This is a genomic window from Phytoactinopolyspora endophytica, assembly GCF_004138495.1.
Classification (GTDB): domain Bacteria; phylum Actinomycetota; class Actinomycetes; order Jiangellales; family Jiangellaceae; genus Phytoactinopolyspora; species Phytoactinopolyspora endophytica.
Genome location: NZ_ML142851.1, coordinates 55,653 through 56,372, shown reverse-complemented (window position 1 = coordinate 56,372; position 720 = coordinate 55,653). Strand labels below are relative to the sequence as shown.

The window sequence follows — 720 nt, the reverse complement described above, 5'->3', positions numbered from 1 at the left end:
CGTGGTCGAGGTCGAGGAGTGACACTTCGGCCAGGACTTCCTGACGCGCCTCGGCGGAACCTGAGACTCTTCCTGCCAATCGGGTGTGCGCCGTACGGACACGTACGTTAGCCTCGATCTGAGGTTAACGAACTGTCTGGAGGCGGACCATCGTGTCCAAGAGGAAGATCTTGTTCACCGCGCTCATTGCGGTTGCGGGTTATGTCGGTTACCGGCGGTATCAGTCGGGCCAGGAAGAGCGTGATCTGTGGGCGGAAGCCACTGACCCGGTTCCTCCTGCCGACAAGGCTTGAATGCTGGCGCGGGCGTTTCGGGGCTGATGTTGACGCGACGTCAGCTCCTATCGTTCTAGACGGCCGGACTTACCGGCCCGGTGGACGACACGGGGAGTTCGCGTGCAATGGTCGATCAACGGGTGGCGTGACTGTCCGGGGTGAAGCCCCGGACATTGCGCGATTGTGACGTGGTCGGCCTTCCCGACCCCGAGATCGGCCTACGCCTGGGTTCGGGACAAGGTCACAGAGCCGATACATCAATGGATTCGGTGCGGAGCGCGGAGACGCGCTATCCTTGTCGAGGCTCGGTACCGCTTCGAACCGGACGAGTCATCCCTAGGGGGCGTAGCTCAATTGGCAGAGCACTGCCTTTGCAAGGCAGGGGTTAGGGGTTCAAGTCCCCTCGTCTCCACCAGTACAAGCGCCAAGATCCGCATCTCGGATC

General features: G+C 61.7%; 1 protein-coding gene and 1 tRNA gene. Both read left to right on the top strand.

Annotation, left to right across the window (positions count from 1 at the left end):
• Nucleotides 1–152 precede the first annotated feature (152 nt).
• Entirely contained in the window at nt 153–293 is a 141-nt protein-coding gene (locus tag ELR45_RS34680; protein WP_165367526.1) for a DLW-39 family protein, read from the top strand.
• 321 nt (nt 294–614) lie between these two features.
• Nucleotides 615–690 (top strand) — tRNA-Ala (locus ELR45_RS06175).
• Nucleotides 691–720 lie beyond the last annotated feature (30 nt).